This is a genomic window from Leisingera sp. ABM4_101 (assembly GCF_056158725.1).
Genome location: NZ_JBSWTV010000001.1, coordinates 191,021 through 212,942 on the forward strand (window position 1 = coordinate 191,021; position 21,922 = coordinate 212,942).

Here is a 21,922-nt window from a genome sequence, read left to right on the forward strand (position 1 = left end):
ATCGGGCCGGTCCAAGGTGGTTCAGCCTTTCATCCGCAGACCGGCCGGATCATAGGGCGGTTGTGACAGCGGCACGGCGCTGTATTTGCGCCCTGCCACTTCGATCTCGAACCTGCGTGCCCGGGTTGCGGCCAAAGTTTCCCCTGGTGCGATGGCAATGTTGGCAAAGCACAGGTTCTTCCCCGTCCTTGGCCCCCAAGCGCCGGAGCTGGTCAGCCCGGCACGGGCGCCGTTTTCCCAGACCGGTTCGTCGTGCAGGAGCAGCGCATCGCCCTGCACTTCCAGCAGGATCTGGCGGCGGGTCAGGCCGCCCTCCTTTTGGGCCAGCAAAGCGCCGCGCCCAAGAAACTCTCCCTTGGTCCAGTTCACCGCAAATCCGATGCCTGCCTCCAACGGCGAGATGTCCGGCCCCAGATCGTGGCCCCAATGCTTGAAACCTTTCTCAATCCGGCAGCCGTCAAAGGCGTGAATGCCAAGCAGTCCCGTGCCCTCAGTCCGCAGCGCTTCGAACAACACAGGCCCCTGCCCTGCCGGAACGGAGATTTCCCAGCCCAGCTCGCCCACGAAACTGATCCTGGTAGCGCAGCCGGCAACGCCTGCCACTGTGACTCTTCGGGCTGTGGAAAAGGCAAAGACGTCCCAGTTGTCAGCTGACAACTTTTTCAGCAGCGCGCGGGAGTCTGGCCCCATTACGCCAATCACCGCTTCTGCTTCTGTCACATCGGCCAGGGTCACGTCAAAACCCTTCAGCCGGGCCTGTTTCTGCAGCCACTGCAGATCCTTGCGCCGGGTCGCAGCGCCGGACGTCACCCGGAAGCAATCCTTGCCTGTCCGGGTCACGGTCAGGTCCGCCTCGGTGCCACCGCGCTGGTTCAGCCAGGCGGTATAAACGGCACGGCCCGCCGCCACGTCCACGTCAGCGGTGCTGACCCATTGCATCAGCGCCAGCGCATCCGGCCCCGAGACGTCGATTTTGGTGAACATCGACAGGTCAATCAATGAAACACCCGCTGCCATGGCCTGTGCCTCGCGGTTGGCTGCATACTGCCATGTCTGCGGGCCTGCGGCGTAGGGCAGGTTCTTCTCGGCCTCATCCTGTGCAAACCAGCGGGTGCGTTCCCAGGCGCCGCCAACCCCCCAGACTGCACCGGCCTGATCCAGCTGCCCGTGCAGCGGCGACAGCCGCAGGTTCCGTCCGGATATGGGCTGTTTGAACGGCCAGTGCATGGCAAAATTGTTGCCGACGGACTCCTTCATCTTGTCCTCCATGTAGGCATGGCCGGACTGCAAAGGATCGCAGCGCAGAATGTCGATATCCCAAAGGCCGCTGGGGGCTTCGCCGTCAATCATCCAGCTTGCCAATGCGTCGCCAACGCCGGCCGAGGACATAATGCCCACCGAGTTCAATCCGGTCGCCACAAACAGATTTTGCATTTCGGGCGTTTCTCCCACCAGCGGACGGCTGTCCGCAGTAAAGCTTTCCGGTCCGTTCAGAAAATGCTGGATGCCGGCGCTCTCCAGCCCCGGAAACATGGTCAAAGCGGCTTCGATAAAGGGTTCGGCCTGCTCCCAGTCGTCTTCCATCTCCAGGAATGGCCGGTCGCCCTCGGGGCTATGGGGATCCCAGGGTTTGGCATCCATCTCGAACCAGCCGACCAGCAGCTTGCCGGCGTCGCCCTTCATGTAGACATGGGTTTCCATGTCGCGGAACACCGGGAAGGTTTTGGGAAAGCCCTCGATCGGCTCCGTTACCACATACATGTGCTTGACCGCGTGCTGCGGCAGCACCACGCCGGCGTCATCGGCCAGCTTCTTGGACCACGCGCCAGCGCATAGGGCCACCTGGTTAGCCTCGATCCGGGTGCCATCGGACATTTCAACACCTGCCACCCGGCCCCCCTTCTGCAGCAGCCGCGCCACCACGGCCCCTTCGCGGATCTCCACTCCGCGGCTACGGGCGCCCCTGGCATAGGCCATGGACAGATCGACCGGGTTGACCTGCCCGTCCTCCTTGAGTGTCAGCGCGCCGTAGATACCTTCGGCGCTGATCCCTGGCACCCGGGCCGCCACTTCTTCGCCCGTGAGGATTTCCGGCGACATGCCGGTATAGCCGGCCATCGCATGGATCCGGTGCAGCTCATCCATCCGTTCCGGCCGCCGGGCGATCCAATAGCCGGTTGTCTGCTGATAGCCGGTCGCAAGCCCGGTTTCCTGCTCCAGCTCCGGGAAGGTCTGCAGCGCCCTTGACGCCAGTTTGGTCATGTTGAAGGTGGAGCGAAGCGGGCCGACAATGCCTGCCGCGTGCCAGGTGGTGCCGGAGGTCAGCTGGTTGCGTTCCAAAAGCAGGATGTCTTCTGCCCCCTTCTTTGCCAGGTGGTAAGCCAGGCTGAGGCCGATAGCCCCGCCGCCGATGATGACAATATTGCGCTGCTCAGGCATGGCGCCCTCCAATTGGTTCCTTGCCAAAATGATGCGGTAAACAGCGCGTGGAGGCATTTGTTCAATTCTTGAGGGTGACGTAATATATTGAAAGAAAATCATATTTTTTCTTTAGCAGTCGTTTCGTAAACTTAAACGGCTTCTTGGGAGCGTCAATCCATGCTTTTTTCGCATGAATTTCCGTGTAGTTTCCCGATGACGTTCACACGGGAACCTTTGAGATGCCGCCAGAAACCGATTCCTTTCTGCTCCCTGTAATGAACGCGCTGGCGGCCTTTCGCGCGGTTGCGTCGCTTGGCTCGGTCAGCGCCGCGGCGCAAGCGCTTGGCACGTCGCAGTCCAGCCTGTCGCGCCATATTCAAAACCTGGAGGAGCACCTGCGCTGCCCGCTGTTTTTGCGTCAGAACCGGCGGATGGTGCTGACCGCCGCCGGGCAGCAGTTCTTTGCGGCGGTTGATGCAGGGCTTGGCGCCATTTCGCAAAAGGCGCAGGAGCTGCACCGCCAGCAGGGGCCGGGAGAAATCCGCATCCGCTGCGGCCACGGCTTTGCCTACTTCCGGATGATGCAGCTTTACCCGCGTCTGCAGCGGGTCTATCCGGATCTGCAGATCAACCTGTCCGTGGGACCGCTGGGGCTCCATGCGGAGGGCAGCCTGCCGGATCTGGATGTACGGCTTGGCCCGCACCCGGATCCGGAATGGCATTCGGAAAGGCTGATCCCCGAAGATATCTGCCTGGCCGCCGCGCCCGCTCTATTGGACCGGCTTGGACTAGCTGGCCGCAGGCCAGAGCTGCAGGAGCTGACCGGTCTGCCGCTGCTGCACCTGGACCGCGGCGAATACGGCATCTTGTGGTTCGGATCCTTCTTCGAGCGTTTCGGCATCGAATACGAACCGGATCCGGCAACCTTGTTTTTCAACAGTTATCCGCATGTGGTTCATGCTGCGATCGAAGGCCGCGGCATCGCTATTATCTGGCGCGGCCTGGATGACGGTGCGCTGGAAAGCGGCGAACTGGCCGAGCTGCCCGGCACCGGCTTGCGCACAGAAAACGGGTACTTCCTGACCTGCCGCCGCGCCGTTCAGGCCGAGCCGGAAATCGCCCGGATCCGCCGCTGGCTGATCAATGCCTGTGCCAGCGGCGGGCTGCCGCGGCGGCAGCAGGCAATCTGATCCGCTATTCCCGGCGCCTCAGACAGAAGAGGCTGAACATGTATCTCCGCAACACCTGGTGTGTCACTGTCTGGGACAGCGAAGTCACCCGCGAACCGCGCCAGATCAAAGTGCTGGGCGAAAAGATCGTGATCTATCGCACCGAAGCCGCCGCACCGGTCGTCAGGATCGACGCCAGCCCGCACCGCAAGCTGCCACTGCGCAAGGGCTGTACAAAGGGTGACCAAATCGAATGCGGCTTCCACGGGACGACCTTTGACTGCGCTGGCGGCTGCGTGCTTGTCCCCGGTCAGGACAAGATCCCGGCGGCCACCAACATTCGCTCCTATCCGGCCGAAAGCTGTTGTGTCCTGGTCTGGATCTGATTGGGCGGTCCGGCGCTGGCGGGTGCGGACAAGATGTTCAAGGTGGAGCGTTTCGACGATCCCGCCTGGGGTATCAACATGGGCGCTGCAATGCCGTTTCCTTGCAGCTATCTTTGCATCACCGACAACCTGCTCGACCGTCTCATGTTTCTTGGGTGCATCAAAACTCCTTCAGCAATGCTGCTTGCGAAGGGGAGCCGCTGACCGTCGACGGCGCCGATGACGGCGTAATCGTGCCGCGCTGGGTGTATTTTGTGGAGGCCGCGCCCTTTCACAAGAAACTGGTGCCGTGTGAGGGCAACTGCGACCGCGAGCAGCATTACGAGGTCCGCTATCCGTCGCTGGCCTAATTCAAGGCGATCTTTACACCTGCCGGTAACGGCGGTGACGCGGGCAATCTGCCGGATGGGCAGTCTTTCCAGATGGACAGCTACATCTTCATGACCCCGGTGGATGAGAAAACCACGCGCTACTACTGGTTCCAGATCCGGAATGTGCATCCGGATGATGCAGAAATCTCGCAGGAAATAAGCGACTCTGTCAAATTCGCCTTCGACCTGGGTCTCGACATTCTGGTTGAGGTGCAAAAGGTCATGGACGGGAAAACAACACGCAATGCAGACTCGGCGATTGAGGCCGGCCCGCTGCTGTTCAGCCGCCGCCTGCAAAGGCAGATCAGCGCGGAGCAAAAAAGGCGGCTGCACCCATTTGAAGCCAGGCGATTCGGGCAAGGCGCTTTCTGCTGCCTTTGCCCTGGTGGTCAGGAAAAGGCCACGGTGGCGCCGAAGTCGTGCAGCGTAATCAGATCTGTGCGGAACCCGCCATCAAAGCTGTGCAAAATGGCGCCGCTTCCGCCGTCTACCCAGGCCAGCGGGCCCTTGCCCTCCGGATCCAGCGCAATGCTGTGTGAGGCGCCCGGTGCAGTGGCCAGCGGGAAGGAGGCGAAGATGCCCATGCTCATGCGGTGGATATGGCCGCAGCCGATCTGCAAGGGGCCGCGGTAACGGGCCAGTATCTCTGACAGGCGTTCTGGCATCTTCAGCCCGATTTCATTCATGGCGGCAATCCCGGTCCCGACCGGCGGATGATGCAGGAACAGCAGAACCGGGCGCCCGCCTGCACCGGCAAGCTGCGCATCCAGCCAGTCGCAGGTTTCCAGGCTCAGTTCGCCATGCGCAGCCCCTTCCACAAGCGTGTCCAGCCCGATCAGGATCACTTCGTTCAGATCCTGCTGCCAGTTGACCGGGCCGGTTGCCGGCATCCAGTCCCTGCCCTGCAGTGCCGCGCGCATCGGCGCCCGGGCGTCGTGATTGCCGGGAGTAGCCAGCCAGGGCAGCGGGCTATCCTGCATCAGCCGCAGGAAATGGCCATAGGCGGCAGCACAGCCGGTTTCGGTCAGATCTCCGGATACTACAATCCGCGCGACCGGGCCGATGCGGGGCAGCAGCTGCTTCAATCCGTGCAGCAGCCGGGTCAGGGCGGCGGCGGTGTCTATCCGGCCCTGAAACAGCTGGCCTTCCGGCAGAATGTGCGTGTCTGAGATCTGCAGGATTCTGATCATGGTTAACGTGTCCGTTTCGGGGCCGGCGTCATTTGACACCAGCGGTCAGGAAGGCCTGGACAAACTGCCGCTGGAACACCAGGAACAGGATCAGGAGCGGCGCGATCACCATCACGGTGGCAGCAGAGATCACCGAGATATCCACCCCGTTTTCCGGCGCCCCGAACAGCGACAGGCCAACGGTCAGCGGCCGCGTGCTTTCGGAGTTGGTCACGATCAACGGCCACAGGAAGTTGTTCCAATGGGTCGAAACTGACACCAGCGCATAGGCCAGATAAGTGGGCCGTGCCGCCGGCACATAGACCCGCCACAGCACGCCCAGGGTTGAGCAGCCTTCGACCCGGGCGGCCTCTTCCAGCTCCTTTGGCACAGATTTGAAGGCCTGCCGCATCAGAAAGATGCCAAAGGCCGACGCCATATAGGGTGCGCCAATCCCGGTCAGGCTGTCCAGAATTCCCAGGGTGGCGGCAACCCGGTAGTTTTCGACGATCAGAACCTCAGGCAGGATGAAAAGCTGCAGCAGAACCAGGATGAACAGGGTGTCCCGGCCGCGGAATTCGGTCTGGGCAAAGGCAAAACCGGCCAGGGTGCACAGGAAGAACTGGCCCGCCAGGATCAGTGTCACCAGCAGAAAGGTGTTCAGGAAATAGCGCAGCCAGGGTGCGCCGTCCCAAGCCGTGCGGAAGTTGTCCAGCGTCAGCGGGGCGCTCAACCGGAAATTCACGGCATCGCTTACGTCATGGAACGCGGCCCAAAAGGCAAATATCAGCGGTGAGATCCACAACACCGCCAGCACGATTGCCAGGACCGGTTCGATATAGCGGCTCATCTGTAATGTGTCCTTTTGTCCAGCACCAGGAATTGGAAGGCTGCCAGCAGGCCCAACACGCCCAGCACCAGCGCAGTCATGGCTGCCGCGGCGGGGCGGTCGAAATAGGCAAAGGCATTTTCCCAGATGTAGTAGAGGATCAGCTTGGAGCTGTCGGAGGGCCCGCCCTTGGTCAGGATGAACAGGTGGTCGATCAGCTTGACCGAATTGATCATCGCATTGACCAGGATGAACAGCGTGGTCGGCATCAGCAGCGGCAGCACGATCCGGCGCAAATAGGTCCAGCGGCTGGCGCCCTCGATATCGGCGGCCTCCTTCAGGTCCGGCGGGATGGTCTGCAGGGCCGCCAGGTAAAAGATCATAAAGAAACCGGCTTCTTTCCAGATCGTCACCGCACAGACAGCCCATAATGCTGTGCCGGGTTGGCCCAGCCAGTTCACCGGTTCTGCCCCGAACAGCGCGCCGATCTGGTTCAGGATGCCAAAACTCGGCGTATAAAAGAACAGCCACAGGTTCGCAGCCGCAATCATTGGCAGCACAGTCGGCGTGAAATAGGCCGTGCGGACAAAGCTGCGTGCAGGGATTTTCGAGTTCGCCCAAAGCGCCATGGCCAGCGCCAGGGCAATGGAGACCGGGATGGTGACGGCGGCATAAAGAAGGTTGTTCCACGCCACCAGCCAGAAGGTGGGATCCTCAAACAGATACTGGTAATTCTCCAGCCCCACGAACTCCGCAGGCCGGCGGCGGGTGCCGCGCGACCAGAGCGAGGTCACGACAGTGGCAATCGAGGGGTAGAAGGCAAACACCGACAGCATCACCAGAGCCGGGCTGAGCAGCAGCCAGCCATTGATCGCCCGGCGGCGGCGTTCCAGTGCAAAGATGTCCGTCATGCTGTCTCCTGGCTGAAAGCGGGGGCCGGGCAGATGACCCGGTCCCCGGACAAGGTTTGCGCCTTACTTGTAGGCGCGCAGCAGGCGTTCAGCGGCGGCCTGCGCTTCTCCCAAAGCGTCTGCGGCGGATTTCTCGCCGGTCAATGCCGATTGGATTGCTGCGTTCAGCCCATCGCGCACCCGTGCGGTTTCAAAGGTCGAAAACTCGGCCACCGCATGCTCCAGCTGGTCGCGGGCCACCAGAGCGGGCGGGAATTCCGCGGTGTAGGCTTTCAACGCTTCGGTCTCGTAGGCGGCAGGCGACACGCCCATATAGCCGGTGGCGATCGACCATTCGGCGGCCTGCTCCGGCGCGGTCATGAACTTGATCAACTGCAGCGCGGCTTCCCTCTCCTCAGCGGTGCTGTCCTTGAAGACATAGAAGTTGCCGCCGCCGGTGGGCGAGCCCAGCCGCACATTGCCAGGAAGCTTTGCCACGCCAAAGTCGAATTCGGCATTGTTTTTGACCGCGGTCAGGTTGCCGGTCGAATGCCACATCATCGCGGTTTTGCCTTCCAGGAAGGCCTGGCGCAGGGTGCCCCATTCGACGGTGCCTTCGGGCATGATGCCATGTTCCTGGCTCAGAGATTGCCAAAATTCCAGCGTATCGACCACGGCTTCGTCATCGAAATAGGTGGTGACGCCGTCGTTGGACATAACCTCCTTGCCGTTCTGGATCGCCAGCGCCTGGAACATCCAATAGGGGTAGCCGGTTGAGGGGATCATCAGGCCGTGATGAGCATCGCTTGTCAGGGCTTTGCCCATATCCACCAGCTCATCCCAGGAGGCCGGGGCCTTCTCTGGATCCAGGCCGGCCGCGCGGAACATGTCCTTGTTGTAATAGGCCACGATGGTCGAGCGCTGGAAGGGGACACCCCAGGTCTTGCCCTCGATTTTGCCGTTTGCCATCAGAGCCGGGTAAAAACTGTTCAGCCAGGCTTCTTCCTCAGCCCCCTCGACCAGATCATCAAATGGCACCACCAGGTCCTGTTCGATCAGGTCATAGGCGTCGATTGAGAACATAACCGCCAGCTGGGCGGGCTCCCCTGCTTCCAAAGCGGCCAGGGACTTGATGCGGGTGTCGTCGTAGTTGCCCGCATAGATCGCATTGACTTTGATATCCGGGTTCTGATCCTCGAATTTGCCAATGATACCGTCAACCACTTCGGTGAGCTTGCCGCCAACGGCAATCGGATAATACATCGTCAATTCAGTCTCTGCTGCCGCCGGATTGACGATAGCAGTCGATGCGGCAAGAATGGCCGCCAAGGCAGGCATACGGGTCATATCAAGTTTCCTTCTGGGCAAGTTCAGGTGACAAGTTCAGGTGACGGGGGGCCTTGGGCCCTGTTCCGGACGCTGTGTTTTGGCGAATGCGCGTCACGGAATTCTGCTGAGGCTCCTTTTCCAACTTTCCCGTGCGGGCGTTGAAAAGGAGCCGGCTTTCCTCTGGAATGGACACTCCGACTTCCTGGCCAAGCGAGAACTCCGCATCAGCCGGAAGAATGGCGGCCAGCCCGCGGGCTGCAGCATTGTTGAGCGCCAGGCGGGTTTCCGAACCGAGAAACTCGATATCTTCAATGGTGGCAGTGAGATCTCCTGCCGCCCGCGGCAGGATTTGAATGGCTTCGGGGCGGATGCCCGCCAGAACATTGCTGTCCAGACCCAGCGCCGGGCCCTCAATCAGCGCCGCGGGCGGTTCACCGATGAATTGCGCAGCAAAGGTTGACGCAGGGCTGCTGTAAAGTTCTGCTGGGCTGCCGGCCTGTTCGATACGGCCAGCGTTCATCAGCACCACGGTGTCAGACAGGCTCATCGCCTCGCCCTGGTCGTGCGTCACGTAAACCACCGTCAGCCCCAGCGTGCGCGCCAGCGCCCGGATATCCCGGCGCACCGAATGGCGCAGTTTGGCGTCCAGGTTCGATAGCGGCTCGTCCATAAGGCACAGGGGTTTTTCCGCCACCGCTGCACGGGCCAGCGCCACCCGTTGCCGCTGGCCGCCGGACAGCTGGGCAGGCTTGCGCCGTTCCAGCCCCTGCAGGCCGGTCATCTCCAGTGCTTTGGCCAGGCGTTTGGCCTGTTCGCTGCGGCTGATCCGGCGCACCTTGAGCCCGAACAGCACGTTTTCAGCAACGTTCAAATGCGGAAACAGCGCATAGGACTGGAACACCATCGACAGGTTGCGCTGTGACGCGGGCAAGGCGGTTACGTCCTTGCCGTCAATCAGAATGCGCCCCGATTGCGGCTGTTCCAGCCCGGCAATCAGCCGCAGCAAGGTCGACTTGCCGCAGCCCGACGGCCCCAGGATGGACATGAATGCCCCTTGGGCCAGGTTCAGGCTGATGTCTTGCACTCCTCCCTGCCCATCCCACTGACGGCTGATCTTTTCCAGAGCGAGAAAGGTCATGGCTGCTCTCCTGCGACAATTAGTTGGCTGTCAAGAGGCTCCAGCAACGCGTTAAACGGCGGCCCAGGCCGCTGGTCGATCACGATATGATCCGCCTCTTCCAGGCGTCCGCCGACGGCCGCAGCCCGGCGACCGAATTTTGAAGCATCCGCCACCAGAACTGAGGAGCGTGCGTTACGGCGCAGGCATTGGCGGATCTGTACCTCTTCCTCGTGGAAATCCAGCAGGCTGCCGTCGCTGTCGATGCCGCCTACCCCATAGACCGCGAAGTCGGCGCGGTAGCCGCGGAACAGATCCAGCACCTGGGCGCCCAGAATGTCCCGGTCTGGCAGCCGCATCGCACCGCCGGGCAGAATGATCCGTGCGCCGGGGGCCTCTGACAGGGCCATGGCAGCGTTGAGATTGTTGGTGATGATGGTCAGGCCTTCACGCCCTGCCAAGGCGGCGGCCACCAATGCCGGGGTAGTGCCGATTGAGAAGAACAAGGTGGCGCCATCAGGAATGAGCTGAGCCACCTGCCCGGCAATCTGTTTCTTGGCCGCGACATTCAGCGTCGAACGTGTGGCATAGGGCAGGTTTGAACTGCCTTCAATAAACTCGGCGCCGCCATGCAGCCGCCGCAGTTTGCCTTGTTCGCACAGGGCATTGATATCGCGGCGGATCGTATGCGCGGACACCTGCATTTGCTCTGCCAGCTCATCCACAAGGACCTTGCCTTGGGATTGAGCTGTTTCGAGAATTGCTGTTTGCCTGTTCATATCCCACCTCATAATGCTCATATGAGCATATTATGTGACAATCTCATGACTATTCTGCTCAAAAGAGCGCAACGGTCAAGCTTCAGCTTCGCTGCAGGGCAGCGACCGATGGCTGTAACAGGCCTGACAAAGTGGTCCAAGCGGGTTGTGTCCGGCGTTGCGCGATGCTGAGGAGACCGCAATCCAACAGTTTTGCCGCTGGCTGGCAGCCTGTGAAATCAAAGTGTTTTCTTGGAGAACCCGGTCAGCCAGTCAAATACCAGTCTGGCGCGGTCGGATGCCTGGTTGTGCAGCTTGACATAAAACTCCAGCGGCGCCGAAATGGTGTCGGGCAGCAGCTTAACCAGCTTGCCGGAGGCGACCAGATCCGCAGTCAGGCCCTCCCAGCCCAGCACCGCCCCCATGTCGTCCTGCGCGGCCTGCAGGGCGATGACATAATTGTTGACGCGGTGGGTGGATTTCAGCGGCCCGCAATAACCCAGGGCCTGCGCCCAGCCCTGCCAGTCGGTGCCGCCGGTTTCCAGCGAGTCGAGATGGATCAGCGGCACATCCGCGATGTCCGCGACGCTGGCAATCCGGTGCTGGGCGGCAAACCGCGGGCTGCACAGCGCCATGATCCGGTCCCGGAACAGCGCCCGGCAATGGCCGCTGTCACGGGACATGTCGCCGTAGTGCAGGCTGAGATCGCAATCGCCGGCGGCGTTTTCAATATCGCTGACGATTTGTGCCACAGAGATATGCTCGTAGCTTTTCCAGAAATGCGCCAGCCGCGGCGTCAGCCACAGCGAACTGACAGCGGTGCTGGAGCGGACCGTCACCGAGCTGCGCCCGTGCTGGGCCCGCAGCTGCTCGAAGGCATCGCTGATCCCCTCAAACCCCCGTTGCAGGGCGACCAGCAGATAGGCGCCGCTTTCGGTCAGCTCGACACCGCGGTGAAAGCGGTTGAACAGGCTGCACTGCAGCTCCCGCTCCAGCGTCTTGATCTGGTGGCTGACCGCGGCGGGGGTGACGTTCAGCTCGCTTGCGGCCAGTTTGAAACTGGTGTTCCGGGCAGCGGCTTCGAAGCTGACCAGGGAGCTCATCCGGGGCAGGTCATAGGGGCGCTTGGGCAAGGCGGCTTTATCCTTTTGCAGGAAATGCTGATTGCTGCATGTCTCTTTTCTTGGTCTTGGGCAAATTCAGCTAAGCCAAGATGAAAATTTTTGCAATTGCCGGATGCGGGAATGACGCCAGAATGCAGCATCATTCCCCGGCACAGGATCAGCACCTGCCGGGCGATACCGTCAGGAATTCTGCCGCTGCAGCCCAAGCTGCCGGAAACCCGCAAACAGGAGTTGGTCTATGAAGTCGCATGCAAAAGTGGTGGTCGTCGGCGGCGGCTGTGTCGGAGCCTCGATCCTTTACGGGCTGACGCAGCACGGCTGCAGCGATGCGGTGATGCTGGAGCGGACCACGCTGACCTCCGGGTCGACCTGGCATGCGGCGGGGCTGCTGGTGACCTTCGTGCGCTCGCACAACATCTCCAAGATGACGATGGAAACCATCCGCATCTATGGCGAGGTGGAGGAGAAACTGGGGTCCTCCGTCGGCCTGCGCCAGGTCGGCCAGCTGCGGGTGGCCAATACCGAAAAGCGCTGGGATGAGTTCCAGTCCTATATCTCCATTGCCGAGGCCGCCGGCGTGCCCTGCCGCCTGGTGACGCCGGAGGAGATCAAGGAGATCCACCCGTTGCTGGCGCAGAGCGAGAACATCCGCGGCGGCATCCTGCATGACCAGGACGGTTACGTGAACCCGGCCGACATCACCATGGGCCTGGCCAAGCTGGCCCGTGACCAGGGGGCCACCGTCTATCAGAACACCGAGGCGCAGGGCTATGAGAAGCTGGACAACGGCCATTGGAAGGTGACCACCAGCAAGGGGGAGATCACCTGCGAGCATCTGATCTTTGCCACCGGCAACTATGCCCGCGAGAACGCCCGCCGGGTGGGGCTGGACCTGCCCTGCATCCCGATCGTGCATCAGTACTGGACAACTGAGACCGTGCCGCTGTTGAAAGAGCGCCGCGCCGAAGGTCTGCCCGAATTCCCGATCCTGCGGGATGAGGATTACGGCGCCTACCTGCGCGAGGATGTCGGCGGCTTCCAGTTCGGCCCCTATGAGTTCGAAAAAGACCTCAAGCTGTTTGCCGAGGACCGGGTTCCGGCCGATTTCGGCGCCGACCTGCTGCCGGAGGACTTCGAGGCGGTGGAAACCCAGTGGGAACGCGCGCTGGAGCGGGTGCCTGCCTTGGGCGAAGTGGGCATCAAAGCCAACACCCGCGGCCCCTTCCAGATGACCCCGGACGAGCTGCCGCTGTGCGGTCCGGCACCGGGGCACGACAACCTGTGGCTTGCCGAGGGCGTGCCCGGCGGCATCCTGTGGGGCGGCACCATGGGCGAACGCCTGGCGCGCTGGATCGTTGATGGCCACCCCGGCATCGACATGTCCGAAATCGACCCGCGCCGCTTTGGCGACTATGCCTCCAAGCGCTGGACCATGGACAAGGTGCGCGAGACCTGGGGTACCCATATGGACGCCCATGTCCCGGGTGAGGACTTCCCTTCCGCCCGGCCGATGAAGACGATGCCGTCCTACGATCTGCTGACGGCGCATGGCGCGGTCTGGACCACGTTCAACGGCTATGAATTCCCGCGCTGGTTTGCCAAATCGCCCGCTGAGGCCATCCCCGAACACAGCTTCCGCCGCACGGATCACATGGAGCTGGTGCAGGAAGAGGTGCGCGTCACCCGCGAGGAGGCCGGTTTCATCGAGATGTCGCCGATGACCAAGTTCACCGTGCGCGGCCCAGGTGCTGCCAAATGGCTGGACGGGATCATGGCCAACAAGCTGCCCAAGGTTGGCCGCATGACCCTGGCGGTGGCGCTGAATCCGCAGGGTGGCATGGAGGGCGAATACACCATTGTCCGCTACGGCGAGAACGACTTCTACCTGGTCTCCACCCCGAACGGGCAGGTCTACAACTGGGATTACCTGTCGCGCCTGCTGCCGGATGATGGCTCGGTGATCATGGAGGACATCTCGGAACAGCTGGGTGTGATTGCCCTGGCGGGGCCGAAGTCCCGCGAGATCCTGCAGCAGCTGACCGACAATGACCTGTCGAACGCGGCCTTCCCCTGGCTGACGGCGCAGATGGGCGAGGTCGGCTATGCCAAGGGCGTCCATTTGCTGCGTGTCTCCTACACCGGCGAGCTGGGCTGGGAGCTGCATCATCCGGTCGGCTACAACCGCCATCTGGTTGATCAGCTGCTGAAGGCCGGGGTCAAACCCTTTGGGCTGGAGGCGCTGGAATCGATGCGGCTGGAGAAATCCTACCGCGCGATCAACCGGGAGATCTGCAAGGACATGACCCCGTTCGAGGCCGGGCTGGACCGTTTCGTGGCGCTGGAGGGCCGCGAGTTCATCGGCCGTGAGGCACTGCTGCAACAGAAGGCCGCAGGCGGCTACAGCACGCTGGTCACCCTGAAGCTGCCGTTCTGCGACACCTCGGTGATGGCGGATGAGAGCGTGTACAAGGACGGCACGCTTGTCGGCCGCGTCACCTCGGGCGGGTTCTCCTATTACTGCAACCACGACATCGCGATGGCACTGGTGCCGCAGGAGCTCACCGCCGAGGGCACGCGCCTGCAGGTGATGGTCCACAACGAGATGCGCGAGGCCGAGGTGATCGGCGTCTGCGCCGTCGACCCAACCAGCGCCCGCGCGCGGGCTTGATCCCGGCCTAGCCACAGGAGCATGACATGACGGAACAAACAACACGGGCGCCGCGCGGCGCCCGGGGCGGACGGGCTGCGCGCGTCAAAGCCCGCACCAACCCGGCCCCGGTCTACCTGCCTGCGCTGAACCGCCGGGTCGGCCCCATTGATCTCTTGGGTCCTGAAGGGGTGGAGAAGATCCACAACGCGGCGATGACGATCCTGGAGACCACCGGCATCGAATTCCGCGATCCGGTGGCGCTGGCTGACTGGAAGCGCGCGGGCGCCGATGTGCAGGGCGAACGGGTGCGCATCGGGCGGGACATGCTGATGGAGCTGATCTCCTCGGTACCGTCGGAATGGGGCTATGCCGCCCGCAACCCCGACCGCTCGCTGCGGGTGGGCAACCGGCATTCGGTCTTTGCCAACGCCTATGGCGCGCCTTTTGTCTACGACCTGGACGGCAACCGCCGCCCCTCGGTGCTGGAGGATGCGCATAACTTCTTCAAGCTGAGCCAGATGAGCCAGTCGATGATGGTTCCGGGCATCCTGCCGGTGGAGCCGCAGGACGTGCCGGTGCCGCAGCGCCATCTGGAGCTGGTGCACGCGGCGCTGACGCTCACCGACAAGCCGATCAAGGGCTCGGTGCTGTCGGAACAGGCGGCGCGCGACACGGTCGATATGGTGCGCATCGTCTTTGGTGAAGAATTCGTCGACAATAACGTGGTTCTGGCCGCGCTGCTGAACTGCAACACGCCGCTGGTCTGGGATGAGACCATGCTGCAGTCCTTGCGGGTCTATGCGTCTGCCAACCAGCCCTGCCTGTTGTCGCCCTTTGTGCTGGCCGGCGCCTCGGCACCCGCCAGCCCGCAGGGCGGTGTGGCGCTGCTGATCGCCGAAAGCCTGGCGGGCATGGCCTACAGCCAGATCATCCGCCGCGGCGCGCCGATGGTTCTGGGGGTGGCAATCATGGGCGTGTCGATGAAGACCGGTGCCCCGATGATGGGCTCGCCGGAACCCGGCCTGATGAACCTTCTGGTCGGCCAGATGGCGCGGTTCTACGGCGTGCCCTGGCGCACCTGCACCATGTGGACCGGCTCCAAATCGCCAGACATGCAGGCGGGTTTCGACACCGCCAACACCATGTGGCCGGTGCTTTTAGGCGGTGCGAATTACATCGTGCATTCGGCTGGCTTCCTGGAGGGTGCGCTGGGGGTCAGCTATGCGAAGTGGGTGCAGGACACGTTGCAGCTGGAGAACTTCCACCGCTTTTTCAGCGGCTTGCAGGAGGAAAGCCTGGATGCGCTGCTGGGTGACATCGCGGCGATTGGCCCCGGCGGTCATTTCCTGGGCACCGATCACACCCGCGAAAACCCGATGCATATGAACCCGCTGCAGAACAACGACAGTTTCGAGCAATGGGAGGCGGAGGGCGCCAAAACCGCGGAACTGGTGGGCCGCGAGGAGGCCCGGCGGATGCTGGACAGCTACGTGCAGCCGCCGATGCCGGACGGTCAGCGCGGCGCACTCGACGAATATGTTGCCAAAAAGCGCGCACTGTACCAAGCCTGACAAGGCGGGCGCCAAAGCGCCCGGTTTGACCCGACACAAGGACAGGATTTGAGCCCATGACCACAGCTTCGACAAAAACGCTCTCACTCGCCGAGGTGCGGGATTTGGCCAAATCTGTCCTTGTGGCCGCAGGGATGGACGCGGCGGGCAGCGATGTGATTGCCGATATCGTCACCTGCTCCGAACGCGACGGTCCGCGCAGCCACGGCCTGCGGATGCTGCCGGTCTATGCGCAAAGCTTCACTTCCGGCTATGCCAATGGCGCCGCGGCCCCCAAGATCGAAAAGATCGCGCCGGGCGTGCTGCGGGGCGACGCGGACAACGGCTATTACCAGATCGCCGCGGCCGCCGCGCGGCAGGAGCTGATTGCCCTGGCGCGTGAGAACGGCATAGCCGCCTTCACCTGTTCCAATTGCCACCACCTGGGCGGCTTGCGCTTTGACACCGAACCGCTGGCCGAGGCCGGGCTGGTGGCGCTGGCCGTCATCAACTCGCTGTCGATGGTGGTGCCGCAGGGCGGTGTGCGCCCGGTGTTCGGCACCAACCCGATGTCCTTTGCCTGCCCGCGCCAGGGCGCTGAGCCGGTGGTCTGGGACCAGGCGGCCTCGATGGTGGCTCTGATGGACATCCGCATGGCCGCCGCCGAGGGCCATGACCTGCCGCGGCCTGCCGGGTTGGATCCGGATGGCAACCCCAGCACGGACCCTAATGCGATCCTCGAAACCCGTAGCCTCTTGCCCTTTGGCGAGCACAAGGGGGCCGCGATTGCCTTTATGATCGAAGTGCTGGGCGCCGCCTTGGCAGGCGGAAAATTGTCAGCTGACAATAATGAGCGTGAATCCTTCGGCGCGCTGAACATCAAGGGCGGCGCCACCCTGATCGCCATCGACCCGTCCCGTTTCGGCAATGCCGCATTCGGGGATTACATCACCCGCATCTGCGCCGAGATCGAGGGCAATGGCGCCGCGCGGGTTCCCGGCGACGGGCGGCTGAAGAAACGCACTGCTGCCGAGGCGGAGGGTGTCGAGGTCAGCACAGACCTGCTGGCGCAGCTGCACCAGCTGGCAAACCCCGCATGAAACGGGTGGTGATTGCGGGCGGCGGCGTTGTTGGCATCTCCTGCGCGCTGGCGCTGCAGGCCGAGGGCCACAGCGTCACCGTGCTGGAGCCCGGACCAGTTGGCGAGGGCGCAAGCTGGGCCTCCTGCGGCTGCATCGCGGTGGGGGAGATCGTGCCGCTGTCGCAGCCGGGCATGCTGATGAAAGTGCCGGGCTGGCTGCTGGACCCGGAGGCACCGCTGTCGCTGCGCCCGGCCAGCGCGCTGCCCTTGCTGCCCTGGTTTGCCCGCTTCACCGCCAATTCCCTGCCCTCCCGCATGCGCGCCATTGCCGCCGATCTGGCGCGGCTGACCTTTGCCGCCACCGCGGACTTTAAGGCGCAGCTGGCGGATATCGGCGCGCCGGAACTGCTGGTGGAACGCCCGGTGATCAAGCTGTTCGATGATGAGCGCGACAAGGCCACCATGGGCGCCGCCTTTGATCTGGCGCGCGAGCTGGGCTGCACCATCGACGACATCTCCGGCCAGGAAGCTCATGAGATGGACCCGGCCATCGCCGCCGATTTCAAGTACGCGTCAGTTTTGCGGGACTGGAGCTTTGTCACTGATCCGAAACAACTGGTTGAAAGGCTGACGCGGACCTTTGTCCGGCGTGGCGGCACGGTGCTGGCGCAGGCATGTTCAGGGTTTGAACGCGACGGCAGCCGCATCATCAATGTGCGCGCTGCGGACGGGCAGCTGGTGGCGGCAGATGAAGTCGTGATCGCAGCAGGCACCCATTCCAAGGGCCTTGCCGGACAGCTTGGCATCCCGCTGCACATGGAAGGGCTGATTGGCTATTCCACCGCCTTGCGGGATCCCGGAGTTGATCTGAAACACACGGTTTTCTATCCCGCGGGCGGGTTTGGCCTTACACCCTACAGCGATGCGCTGGCAGTTGCGGGCACAGTCGAGTTCGCCAGCCTGTCAGCCGCCCCGAAATGGCGCCGGGCCGATGTGCTGGTCAAACGCGCGCACCGGGTTCTGCCGGGATTGCAAGCAGACAAACGCGAGCGCCGCATGGGCCGCCGCCCTTTTACCCCCGACACCCGCCCGATTATCGGACGCACCAGCAAGCTGGCAAATGTGAGCTTTGCCACCGGCCATGGCCAGCTGGGCCTGACCCTGGGCGCCACCACCGGGCGGCTGATCGCGGATGTGGTCGCTGGGCGGCCGCTGGAGCCCGGGCTGGCAGGTTTTGGGCCGAACAGGTTTATGTAAAGCCCCGCCGGTTGCGATGCCGCGTCAGGCGTAGTTTTTCCTGCGGGACATCTTGCCGATGCCGGGGTTCATGCTGTTGGTGGGGTCGACCGATTTGTAGAACGCAGCCAGGTCCGGCTTGGCCGGATACAGGTGGCCGACGTTGTGCTCTGCCGGGTATTCGGCCCCGCGCTTGTCCAGCAGCGCCAGCATCGCGTCTTTCAGCGCCTTCGGATCGGCGCCCCTCTTCACGATGTAATCCTGATGCAGAACGTGGCACATGAAATGCCCGTAATAGAGCCTGCTGACCAGCTGGTCCGCGATCTCCGGCGGCAGTTCCTCGAACCAGTCCTGATCATTGCGGCGCAGGGCGATGTCCAGCGCGATGATGTCTTCCACATCTGACCGGTGCACCGCCATATAGCGCACCGCGGCACCGGCCGCTGCAAAGCGGTGCAGCCCGGCCATCTTGGCCTCGCGCGGGGTGCATTCAAAATAACTCAGCATCCCCTGCCCCGCCATTTCCTCCAGCAGCGCGCGGGCCTCGGCAATGCCGCCTTCGCGCATCTTGAGGATCAGGTGATGCGGGTGCGACCGGCGGAACGCCCGCATCCGCATCGGCAGGATATCCGGCCACAGGCGCGACAGGCCCTGCATCACCCGGTCGGTCAGATTGCCAAGCCCCGGAATACCGGCCAGCCGCGCGTCCACCGCGCCTTTCAGCGCAAAGAACATCGGCAGCCGGTCGGTGCCCAGCTTGTCGATCATCACCATAGTGTCCTTGCCGTAGCGGTCCGACAGATCAAAGACATCCCGGTGCATGTACTCGGCGCTGACCGGCAGGGTGTCAAACTCCGCCAGGATACGGCGGCGCAGCGCGGTCAGCGCCGCGGTGGTCTGGCTGCCAACGTAAAACGTCAGCTCGTCGCTGTTCCTGGCATAGGTGTCCAGCCGCACCGCAAACACCGCCAGCTTGCCTGCACAGCCCGCTGCCTCATAGAGGCGCGACTTATCGGCGTTGAACCGGGCCGGAGTTGGCGCGTCGATGTCGCGGACCCGGCGGGCATAGCCGGTGTCGGAGGCTTTGCGGTTGCCGGTCTCGATATCCTCTGCGCGGTAGTCGCCGTTCTGCAGCCGGGTCAGGATCTCCTCCGGGCTGCTGCCCAGGTTGATGCCGAGGTGGTTGACCAGCTCCAGCTGGCCCTCCGCGGTGATGCGGGCGAACAGCGACAGCTCGGTATAAGACGGCCCCCGCTCCACCAGCGACCCGCCGGAGTTGTTGCAGACGCCGCCCACGATGGACGCCCCGATGCAGGAGGAGCCGATCACCGAATGCGGCTGACGGCCCAAGGGGGCCAGCAGCTTTTCCAGCGCAAACAGGGTGCTGCCCGGGAAGCTGACCACCTGTTTGCCGCCGTCCAGAAGCTGCAGCTGATCCATCCGCCGGGTGTTGATTAGCACCACATCGCGGTCATAGCTGCCCTTGGGAGTGGAGCCCTCGGTCAAACCAGTGTTGGCCGCCTGCATGATGACGATCTTGTCCGCCGCGACACAGGCCTGCAGCACCTTCCACTGCTCCAGCAGGGTTGCGGGCCGGACCACCGCCAGCGCCTCCCCCTCGCCCGAGCGGAACCCCTTGCGGAACCGCCGGGTGGCGCGGGCACCGGTCAGCACATGGCGGCGACCGCAAATGGATTTCAGCGTCCCGATCAGCTCTGCATCGCTCATGACAGCCGCCCTCCCCTGCTCAATACGCCACTGACGGCAGCCAGGTCGCCAGCGCCGGCCACAGGTAGACAAACATCAGCCCGGTCAACTGCAGCAGCACGAAAGGAATGATGCCCTTGTAGATATGGCCCAGGCGGATTTCCGGCGGGCACACGCCCTTGAGATAGAACAGCGCAAAGCCAACCGGCGGCGTCAGGAAGGAGGTCTGCAGCGTCACCGCCACCAGGATCACGAACCACACCAGTGCCGGCTCATCAATGGCGCCGAACCCGGGGATATCCAGTCCCAGCCCGTTCACGATCGGGCGCATCAGCGGCAGCACGATCAGGGTGATCTCGATCCAGTCCAGCACGAACCCCAAGAGGAACACGATGAACAGGATCATGAAGACGGTGCCCTCGGGGCCGAAACCGGTGCCCTGGATCATCTCCTCGATCAGCGCGTCGCCGCCCAGCTCCCGCAGCACATAGGAAAACACCGTGGCGCCCAGGAAGATCGCAAAGATATAGGCGGTGGTGTTAAAGGTCGCCTTCAGCACGTTGACCAGCTTCGCCAGCGTCAGCTTGCGGTAGCCAAGCGCCAGCAGGGTCGCGCCCAGGGCACCCACCCCGGAGGCTTCGGTCGGGGTGGTCAGCCCCGCGAAGATCGAGCCGAGGACCGCCAGGATCAGCCCAAGCGTCGGCAGCACCGCGATCAGCACGTCCTTGACCGCCGCCCAGTCGGGGCGTTTGGCACCCGCAGGCACCGGGGCCACGTCGCGTTTGATTAGGGCGATCACGAAGATATAGGTGAGGTAGAGCGCGCCGATGATGACGCCGGGGAACACCGCGGCCATGAACAGGTCGCCGACGCTCAGCGCCATCTGGTCGGCCATGATCACCAGCATGATCGAGGGCGGGATAAGGATGCCCAGGGTGCCGGAGGCCGACACAACGCCCGCCGCCAGCGACGGCGCGTATTTCTGCTCCATCATCGACGGCAGCGACAGCACGCCCAGCAGCACCACAGAGGCGCCAATGATGCCGGTTGAGGCCGCCAGGATGATACCAATCATGGTGACGGTGATCGCCAGCCCGCCGCGCACGGTGCCGAACAGCCGCTGCATTGCGGTCATCAGCCGCTCCGCGACGCCGCTTTCGTCCAGCATCAGACCCATAAAGATGAACATCGGCAGCGCCACCAGAACCGCGTTCGACATGGTGGCATAGACCCGGTTCACCACCGCGCCCAGCGTCAGGTAATCCAGCCCGGTCAGGGTTTCCTCCAGCCCAGTCCAGTTCATCAGGCCATTGTCGAACAGATAGGCGAGGCCGCAGTAGGCCACCCCGACCCCGGCCAGCGTCCAGGCCACCGGAAAACCGGTGAACAAGAGCGCGATAAAGGTCAGGAACATGGCGATGACCAGTTTTTCCTCGGTGCTCTCCACCAGGAATGTCAGCGCCGTTGCCACAACCGCAAAACCAACCAGCGCCCAGATCACCAGCCGCAGGCTTTTGCCCGCACGCTCCTCTGCCGGACCTGCCAGCAGCGCGTGTCCGTCATGGATCAGCCGTGCCAGCGCCGCCGCTGCCAGCATGACAAAGCTAAGCGGGATCACCGCCTTCAGCGCCCAGCGGGCCGGCAGGCCGGTGGGGCTGTCAGAGCGTTCATTGACCCGCCAGCTTTCATAGAAATAGTCATAGCCCTGATCGATCATCAGATAGATGAACGGCACCAGCAGGGTCAGGATGCCGGTCACCTCGATGATCCGCCGGGCGCGGCGGCTCAGCTGCATATGCAGCACATCCACCCGCACATGGCTGTCTGTGACCAGCGCATAGGAAATGCCAATCATCGTCACCAGCCCGTAGAAATGCCACTGGATCTCGTCCAGCTTGGGATAGTTCTGGTTCAGCAGGTAGCGCATGGCGACCTGCGAAACGATGGCCAGCACCAGCAGCAGGTTGGCCCACATCACCAGATTGCCGGTCCCCTTGACCGCGTTGTCGATCCACACCGCCAGCCGCTGCCGGTCCTCGTCGCCATGCTCCAGGATCTCTTCGTAGCGTTCGATCGGGTCGTCCTGCAGGTGCAGATTCTCAGCCATGGTTTCCTCCTCCGGAACGTGGCGTGCG

Annotated in this window: 16 protein-coding genes and 1 pseudogene; 7 read left to right on the plus strand and 10 right to left on the minus strand. The window is 63.0% G+C overall.

From position 1 onward, the window contains the following. Nucleotides 1-21: 21 nt before the first annotated feature. Nucleotides 22-2,439, minus strand: coding sequence for a GcvT family protein (locus ACXAEK_RS00865; protein ID WP_475039204.1), 2,418 nt, complete (start codon nt 2,437-2,439; stop codon nt 22-24). Nucleotides 2,440-2,660: 221 nt separating this feature from the next. Between ACXAEK_RS00865 and ACXAEK_RS00870 the strand changes: the two genes are divergently transcribed. The 3 genes and pseudogenes from ACXAEK_RS00870 to ACXAEK_RS00880 all read left to right on the plus strand — a co-directional run. After that, the gene (locus ACXAEK_RS00870; protein ID WP_475039205.1) at nt 2,661-3,611 is read left to right on the plus strand and encodes a LysR family transcriptional regulator; all 951 of its coding nucleotides are present in this window, start codon (nt 2,661-2,663) and stop codon (nt 3,609-3,611) included. A gap of 38 nt (nt 3,612-3,649) precedes the next feature. Continuing rightward, a complete protein-coding gene (locus ACXAEK_RS00875) occupies nt 3,650-3,976 on the plus strand; it encodes a Rieske 2Fe-2S domain-containing protein (protein WP_475039207.1) in 327 nt (108 codons plus the stop codon). A gap of 155 nt (nt 3,977-4,131) precedes the next feature. Continuing rightward, a pseudogene (locus ACXAEK_RS00880) lies at nt 4,132-4,593 on the plus strand (SRPBCC family protein); the annotation flags it as partial. A gap of 143 nt (nt 4,594-4,736) precedes the next feature. Here the strand turns inward: ACXAEK_RS00880 and ACXAEK_RS00885 are convergent. The 7 genes from ACXAEK_RS00885 to ACXAEK_RS00915 all read right to left on the minus strand — a co-directional run bounded on the left by ACXAEK_RS00885 (nt 4,737) and on the right by ACXAEK_RS00915 (nt 11,572). Next, nucleotides 4,737-5,537, minus strand: a complete 801-nt coding sequence (locus tag ACXAEK_RS00885) for a phosphodiesterase (protein WP_475039208.1) — start codon at nt 5,535-5,537, stop codon at nt 4,737-4,739. A gap of 28 nt (nt 5,538-5,565) precedes the next feature. Beyond that, nucleotides 5,566-6,366 (minus strand): carbohydrate ABC transporter permease, encoded by an 801-nt coding sequence (locus tag ACXAEK_RS00890; protein ID WP_475039210.1) that lies wholly within the window; start codon nt 6,364-6,366, stop codon nt 5,566-5,568. Further along, nucleotides 6,363-7,256, minus strand: a complete 894-nt coding sequence (locus ACXAEK_RS00895) for a carbohydrate ABC transporter permease (RefSeq protein ID WP_475039212.1) — start codon at nt 7,254-7,256, stop codon at nt 6,363-6,365. The genes ACXAEK_RS00890 and ACXAEK_RS00895 overlap by 4 nt, the downstream gene beginning before the upstream one ends. A 63-nt stretch (nt 7,257-7,319) precedes the next feature. Beyond that, nucleotides 7,320-8,582: an ABC transporter substrate-binding protein gene (locus tag ACXAEK_RS00900; protein ID WP_475039213.1), complete on the minus strand. Its 1,263-nt coding sequence runs from the start codon at nt 8,580-8,582 to the stop codon at nt 7,320-7,322. A gap of 1 nt (nt 8,583) precedes the next feature. Further along, nucleotides 8,584-9,702 (minus strand): ABC transporter ATP-binding protein, encoded by a 1,119-nt coding sequence (locus ACXAEK_RS00905; RefSeq protein WP_475039215.1) that lies wholly within the window; start codon nt 9,700-9,702, stop codon nt 8,584-8,586. Then, nucleotides 9,699-10,460 carry a DeoR/GlpR family DNA-binding transcription regulator gene (locus ACXAEK_RS00910; protein WP_475039217.1) on the minus strand — a complete coding sequence of 254 codons (762 nt, stop codon included), beginning with the start codon at nt 10,458-10,460 and terminating at the stop codon, nt 9,699-9,701. Before ACXAEK_RS00910 ends, ACXAEK_RS00905 begins: the two co-directional genes overlap by 4 nt. Before the next feature lie 218 nt (nt 10,461-10,678). Further along, nucleotides 10,679-11,572: a LysR substrate-binding domain-containing protein gene (locus tag ACXAEK_RS00915; RefSeq protein ID WP_475039218.1), complete on the minus strand. Its 894-nt coding sequence runs from the start codon at nt 11,570-11,572 to the stop codon at nt 10,679-10,681. 229 nt (nt 11,573-11,801) lie between these two features. Here ACXAEK_RS00915 and ACXAEK_RS00920 point away from each other — a divergent pair, with 229 nt between their 5' ends. The 4 genes from ACXAEK_RS00920 to ACXAEK_RS00935 are packed head-to-tail and all read left to right on the plus strand — an operon-like array spanning nt 11,802 to nt 18,101. Next, nucleotides 11,802-14,231 (plus strand): GcvT family protein, encoded by a 2,430-nt coding sequence (locus ACXAEK_RS00920; RefSeq protein ID WP_475039220.1) that lies wholly within the window; start codon nt 11,802-11,804, stop codon nt 14,229-14,231. 26 nt (nt 14,232-14,257) lie between these two features. After that, nucleotides 14,258-15,784 carry a trimethylamine methyltransferase family protein gene (locus ACXAEK_RS00925; protein ID WP_475039222.1) on the plus strand — a complete coding sequence of 509 codons (1,527 nt, stop codon included), beginning with the start codon at nt 14,258-14,260 and terminating at the stop codon, nt 15,782-15,784. A gap of 56 nt (nt 15,785-15,840) precedes the next feature. Next, nucleotides 15,841-16,863, plus strand: a complete 1,023-nt coding sequence (locus ACXAEK_RS00930) for an Ldh family oxidoreductase (RefSeq protein WP_475039223.1) — start codon at nt 15,841-15,843, stop codon at nt 16,861-16,863. Beyond that, on the plus strand, nt 16,860-18,101 hold the full coding sequence (locus ACXAEK_RS00935) for an NAD(P)/FAD-dependent oxidoreductase (protein ID WP_475039225.1): 1,242 nt from the start codon (nt 16,860-16,862) through the stop codon (nt 18,099-18,101). Before ACXAEK_RS00930 ends, ACXAEK_RS00935 begins: the two co-directional genes overlap by 4 nt. 24 nt (nt 18,102-18,125) lie before the next feature. Here the strand turns inward: ACXAEK_RS00935 and dld are convergent, their stop codons facing one another. Then, on the minus strand, nt 18,126-19,808 hold the full coding sequence (gene dld / locus ACXAEK_RS00940) for a D-lactate dehydrogenase (RefSeq protein WP_475039227.1): 1,683 nt from the start codon (nt 19,806-19,808) through the stop codon (nt 18,126-18,128). Nucleotides 19,809-19,827: 19 nt separating this feature from the next. Beyond that, nucleotides 19,828-21,894, minus strand: a complete 2,067-nt coding sequence (locus tag ACXAEK_RS00945) for a TRAP transporter large permease subunit (protein ID WP_475039229.1) — start codon at nt 21,892-21,894, stop codon at nt 19,828-19,830. Nucleotides 21,895-21,922: the final 28 nt, after the last annotated feature.

Excerpts from the sequence above, each read along its gene's own strand:
- ACXAEK_RS00895 (WP_475039212.1), bottom strand. The coding sequence starts at position 7,256 with ATGACGGACATCTTTGCACTGGAACGCCGCCGCCGGGCGATCAATGGC.
- ACXAEK_RS00945 (WP_475039229.1), bottom strand. The coding sequence starts at position 21,894 with ATGGCTGAGAATCTGCACCTGCAGGACGACCCGATCGAACGCTACGAA.
- dld (WP_475039227.1), bottom strand. The coding sequence starts at position 19,808 with ATGAGCGATGCAGAGCTGATCGGGACGCTGAAATCCATTTGCGGTCGC.
- ACXAEK_RS00885 (WP_475039208.1), bottom strand. The coding sequence starts at position 5,537 with ATGATCAGAATCCTGCAGATCTCAGACACGCACATTCTGCCGGAAGGC.
- ACXAEK_RS00875 (WP_475039207.1), top strand. The coding sequence starts at position 3,650 with ATGTATCTCCGCAACACCTGGTGTGTCACTGTCTGGGACAGCGAAGTC.
- ACXAEK_RS00870 (WP_475039205.1), top strand. The coding sequence starts at position 2,661 with ATGCCGCCAGAAACCGATTCCTTTCTGCTCCCTGTAATGAACGCGCTG.
- ACXAEK_RS00910 (WP_475039217.1), bottom strand. The coding sequence starts at position 10,460 with ATGAACAGGCAAACAGCAATTCTCGAAACAGCTCAATCCCAAGGCAAG.
- ACXAEK_RS00925 (WP_475039222.1), top strand. The coding sequence starts at position 14,258 with ATGACGGAACAAACAACACGGGCGCCGCGCGGCGCCCGGGGCGGACGG.
- ACXAEK_RS00935 (WP_475039225.1), top strand. The coding sequence starts at position 16,860 with ATGAAACGGGTGGTGATTGCGGGCGGCGGCGTTGTTGGCATCTCCTGC.
- ACXAEK_RS00905 (WP_475039215.1), bottom strand. The coding sequence starts at position 9,702 with ATGACCTTTCTCGCTCTGGAAAAGATCAGCCGTCAGTGGGATGGGCAG.
- ACXAEK_RS00920 (WP_475039220.1), top strand. The coding sequence starts at position 11,802 with ATGAAGTCGCATGCAAAAGTGGTGGTCGTCGGCGGCGGCTGTGTCGGA.
- ACXAEK_RS00865 (WP_475039204.1), bottom strand. The coding sequence starts at position 2,439 with ATGCCTGAGCAGCGCAATATTGTCATCATCGGCGGCGGGGCTATCGGC.
- ACXAEK_RS00930 (WP_475039223.1), top strand. The coding sequence starts at position 15,841 with ATGACCACAGCTTCGACAAAAACGCTCTCACTCGCCGAGGTGCGGGAT.
- ACXAEK_RS00890 (WP_475039210.1), bottom strand. The coding sequence starts at position 6,366 with ATGAGCCGCTATATCGAACCGGTCCTGGCAATCGTGCTGGCGGTGTTG.
- ACXAEK_RS00900 (WP_475039213.1), bottom strand. The coding sequence starts at position 8,582 with ATGACCCGTATGCCTGCCTTGGCGGCCATTCTTGCCGCATCGACTGCT.